At 47.2% G+C, this 4801-nt stretch carries 3 protein-coding genes; 1 reads left to right on the top strand and 2 read right to left on the bottom strand.

Annotated features, from left to right (window positions below; genetic code table 11):
* Positions 1-240: integrase core domain-containing protein (locus tag DU53_RS00810; RefSeq protein WP_153020786.1), on the top strand; the 240-nt coding region annotated here is incomplete at its 5' end.
* 609 nt (positions 241-849) lie between these two features.
* On the opposite strand, the gene DU53_RS00815 is transcribed toward DU53_RS00810, so the two are convergent.
* Together DU53_RS00815 and DU53_RS00825 are read right to left on the bottom strand one after the other, a co-directional pair.
* Positions 850-1044: a hypothetical protein gene (locus DU53_RS00815; protein WP_063726981.1), complete on the bottom strand. Its 195-nt coding sequence runs from the start codon at positions 1042-1044 to the stop codon at positions 850-852.
* A gap of 1016 nt (positions 1045-2060) precedes the next feature.
* On the bottom strand, positions 2061-3935 hold the full coding sequence (locus DU53_RS00825; protein ID WP_063726985.1) for an LVIVD repeat-containing protein: 1875 nt from the start codon (positions 3933-3935) through the stop codon (positions 2061-2063).
* Between the last annotated feature and the right edge of the window lie 866 nt (positions 3936-4801).

The following is a 4801-nucleotide window of genomic DNA, read 5'->3' on the forward strand; positions in this document are numbered from 1 at the left end:
GAATTTGGAATAGTAAGGAATCCGGATTCGCAAGCATTTATTGAATCGTCATTCTCTTCTTTGAAAAGGGAATTCGTAAGAAACAACGAATTCAAGAATCTTGAAGACTTGTGTGAAAAACTAAAGGTATATCTGTCTTTTTACAACAACCTGAGACCTCATGGGTCATTGAAATACCAAACACCAAGATACTATACTGAATTCTCCAGCAAAAACGAGCCTGTGTACGTAAATCCTTGATGTTGGTCTGTTTTTGTCCAATATTTGGGGGTCAAGCCGGTAAAAAACGAGAATCCGAGAACCGAGAGTCCGAGAACCGATAGCTGCTGCGCAGCCGAGGCTTGCAACGCTGTCAGCTGGTAGAGCGACGCTTGCGACGAAAAACACGAGAATCCGAGAGACGAGAACCGAGAGCTGCTTCGCAGCGGGTAAGCGCGCCTGCATTCGGTTGGTGGAGCGACGCTTGCGAGGCTGAGGCTTGGGGACGCTGATGAAAAGCCGAGAACCGAGAGGGCCGCTGCGCGGCGGAGGCGAATCCCTTCGGCATTGTTGCGAACCACTTCGTGGTTGGTTACGGACTGCTGCGCAATTGGCATTGCTTAAACTAAGGCTACAGACAAAGGATTGGCATTCCGGACGCAACCCGGAATCTGGGTTTCAAAATAACTTCTTTTGTGAAACAAAATTCACTTCTTTCAATAGAATCGAAAAACACCTCTCGAGCGATGAAAGAAGCGGAATCATTGACGCAGGTAATCCCAGCATCATTCGAATTTTGAGATAAGTTTTAACACCCAGAGTCTCAGAATTGGATCTATTATTTTATAAGAGCCGTTTTTTCTACAATATTCATAGTTTGCACGTTTCAAGAGCTCTTTTAACACTTCCGGCGCTTATTGGTAACTCGTAAGGTGAATTACCATGAGCAAGTTTCTTAAGAACCTGTCTCTGATTTGTGGTCAAATTGTCCCAGAGAGTGTGAAAAGCACCTGATTCGAGATTTATTACCTTTTCAATTGCACTGGCGATATGCTTGTCAGACAATTGGCCGGCTCTTTTAGCCGCATTCCACGTGTAAAATGCTACTGCCTGAATATAACATGGATGTCCTTCAACCTTAGTAGCGACTTTTCTTTCTCAAATACAAACGGATTCATAACTCAGCCACCTTACTTCGCCTTATGCGAACTCGCAGATTGCGAAATATTTGTATCACAGTGGGTGGTTTTGGCGTTTAGAGTGCCTTCGGCAATGTCACCGGGAAGCGATTACACCGCTTAAAAACCAGGGTACAGCATGCTGTATAAAACCCGAGAGTCGAGAATCGAGAATCCGACGTGGTAAAACGACAAATGGCAAATCGATGAGCATGCTAACGCACGGGCATGTTTCGAAAACAGGGAACTGTACCTGTTTTTCGAAATATATGTTTTTATATCCACAGAGGGCAGAACATGTTCTGCCCCTACGATAAAAAACAGCGATTTATTACCGCCCAGCGAGTTTGGCTTGTCATCCTAAACTTGATTCTCGATCCGTATTGTTTCCACACACTACATCAAAAAATGGGGACAGTCCACTACGGTACTGTCCCCATTTTCAAGATGACAAACATTCTCACTTTTTACAGTCTTCGAGCGTCGCTTCATCAGCTGACAGCGTCGCAAGCCTCCTGGACGTAGTCCATCACTTCCGCCGAAGGTGCATGTCAACTGCGAAGAAGTTTTCACCCACTCCGAAGGAGTGCTCACCCCTGACGAAGTCAGGCTTACCCACGCGCAGCGTGCTCACCAGCCGCATAGCGGCCCTCTCGGTTCTCGGATCTCGATTCTTGGCTTTTAATCAGCGTCCGCAAGCCTCAGCCTCGCAAGCGTCGCTCCATCAGCTGACAGCCTCTGCAAGCGTCCTATTTTTTCTCGGACTCTCGGTCTCTCGATTCTTACCAGGAGTTCGTAACAACCGCTTGCGGTTCGTGTCGTTTTATTTGACAGCCTCGCAAGCGTCTAATGTTTTCTATCTGCGAAGCAGCCTTCTCCAATCTCGCTCTATTGCCTCATGATTTAATTACCACATATTCCGTAAAGCGTGATCCAAGGCATATCATTTACTAATTTGGGATTTGATGGGTCGGATATATCTAAGATAACCAGACCGTTATCCCAGTTAGCCACGTACGCGTAGTCTTCCGCTACCGTTACCCTATATACAAAACCATTCAAATCAAAACTACCTATCTCCACAGGATTTGACTGATCAGATATGTCTATCATCACAAGACCGTTGTCTCCGTCTGCTATATATGCATAGTCTCCTGATACCTCTACTCCACATGCCCAACCATTCGTGTCATAATGACCAACCAGTATGGGATTTGATGGATCGGATATATCCATCACAACCAGGCCATTTCCCCAATCGGCCACGTATGCGAAATCTCCTTCCACCGTTACTCCACATGCATAACCATCTGTATCATAATGACAAACCGGTATCGGATTTGACGGATCAGATACATCCATCACCACCAGACTGCTCATATCCGCTACATACGCGTAGTCTCCCGCTACTGTTACTCCATTTGCCCAACCATCCGTGTCATAATGACCAATTTGGACAGGATTTGTCGGTTCGGATATGCCTATCACTACAAGCCCGTTATAATCGTCCGCCACGTATGCGTAATCTCCTACCACCGTTACTCCGCATGCATAACCAGCAGTGTCATAACGACCAACCAGTATGGGATTTGATGGATCGGATATATCTATCACCACCAGACCGTTCTCCCAGTCCGCCACGTATGCGTAATCTCCTTCCACCGTTACTCCACATGCGTCACCAGCAGTGTCATAGTGACCTACCTTAACAGAATCAGATACGTCGATTACCACAAGACCGTTATCCCCGTCTGCCACATACGCATAGTTTCCTGATACCACTACTTCACTTGCCCACCTACCTGTGTCATAATGACCAATTTGCACTGGATTTGTCGGATCGGATATATCTATCACCACAAGGCCGTTACCACCGTCTGCCACGTATGCGTAGTTCCCGACTACGGTTACTCCATATGCTTCATCAGCTGTGTCATAGCAGCCTACCTCTACAGGACTTGACGATTCAGATATATCGATTACCACAAGACCGTTATCATCGTCCGCCACGTACGCATAGTCTCCTGATACCGTTACTCCATATGCACTACCATCCGTGTCATAACGACCAACCAGTATGGGACTTGATGGATCGGATATATCTATCACCACCAGACCGTTCTCCCAGTCCGCCACGTATGCGTAATCTCCTACCACCGTTACTCCGCATGCATAACCAACTGTGTCATAATGACCAATCTGTAAGAGATTTGTCGGATCGGATATATCTATGATAACCAGACCATTATCATTATCCGCCACATATGCGTAGTTCCCGACTACGGTTACTCCATACGCAGCACCAGCCGTGTCATAGTGGCCTACCTCCGCAGGATTTGACGGTTCAGATATATCGATTACCACAAGACCGTTATCATTGTCCGCCACATATGCGTAGTTCCCGACTACGGTTACTCCATATGCAGCATCAGCCGTGTCATAGTGGCCTACCTCCGCAGGATTTGACGGTTCAGATATATCGATTACCACAAGACCATTATAATCGTCCGCCACGTACGCATAGCCTCCTGATACCGTTACCCCATATGCACAACCATCCGTGTCATAATAGCTAACCAGTATGGGATTTTCCCGGTCACCAACCTCAAATATTAACAACCCTTCAACTCCACCCGCGGCATATACGTACTGCTTTTCTGCTTCATCATTGCCATCGGGATTGTTAAAACCTGGACAAGCTGTTAACAGAAACAATACCAGGGTAACTACCATCACCAACTTCCAACTTTTGAACCCTTTTCTGACTACACAACTCATCGATACCCCATCCCCCTTCTTTGAAGTATAAAGTTTTATTATAACATCACAAACGTTATTTTCTGTTATTAATAACACACTTGCATTCAAGATTCGATTTGTGAGCTGTGCGCTGCTGCGCAGTTGATACGACCGGCTGAGCCGGTGTTACGAACTCCTGTGGAGTTGATACGACCGGCTTCGCCGGTGATTAGCGCCTTCGGCGGTTCAAACCCTCAGACTTGAAAGTCTGTTCTGTCAACCTGAACTTGATTCAGGATCTCGTACTGAAAACAAGATTCTGGATAAGACACTCCAGAATGACAGTTTTTTTCAACTGCGCAGCAGTTCGCACCCCTGACGTAGTCAGGCTTACCCACAGCGTAGCAGGGATCGAGTAGGAGGGGGGATCCCCCCCGTCCTCTCACAGAACCGTGCGTACGGGCCAACGTACACGGCTCCTGGATTGAGTATCGGATTCTCCGACGATGGTAGAATACCATCATACTACCTCCGCATGGCCTTCAGAATAAGTCGCATATAACAGAATCGGTTTCTTCTTCCACACAGGCATCGGTTTTCTACCCCTTTCGAGGAATATACCCAACCCTATAATGGATTACTTGCCTGCCCCAGCCATTTCAGACCACCGTCGGCATTTCAGCCTCCGTTACGGGCTCCTGTTATACTCGCTTTCCTTTGTGCCATTTCCTCAATCCTTCCCCCCTTCGCAAGTAACAGACCCTTTCGGTTCCTGTTACCCCCATCGCTCAAGGCGATAGTCCCTTCTCCTTTCAGAGAGGTTCAACACTACTACGGGTTCGTCTGCCATCCTCCTCCGCTTCACCAGTCCTTGGGTCTCCCCTTGTTCCGGCTTACCCATTTTG

Origin of the sequence: Kosmotoga sp. DU53, from assembly GCF_001639905.1 — a bacterium.
Taxonomy (GTDB): Bacteria; Thermotogota; Thermotogae; order Petrotogales; family Kosmotogaceae; genus Kosmotoga; species Kosmotoga olearia.

Excerpts from the sequence above, each read along its gene's own strand:
- DU53_RS00825 (WP_063726985.1), bottom strand. The coding sequence starts at position 3,935 with ATGAGTTGTGTAGTCAGAAAAGGGTTCAAAAGTTGGAAGTTGGTGATG.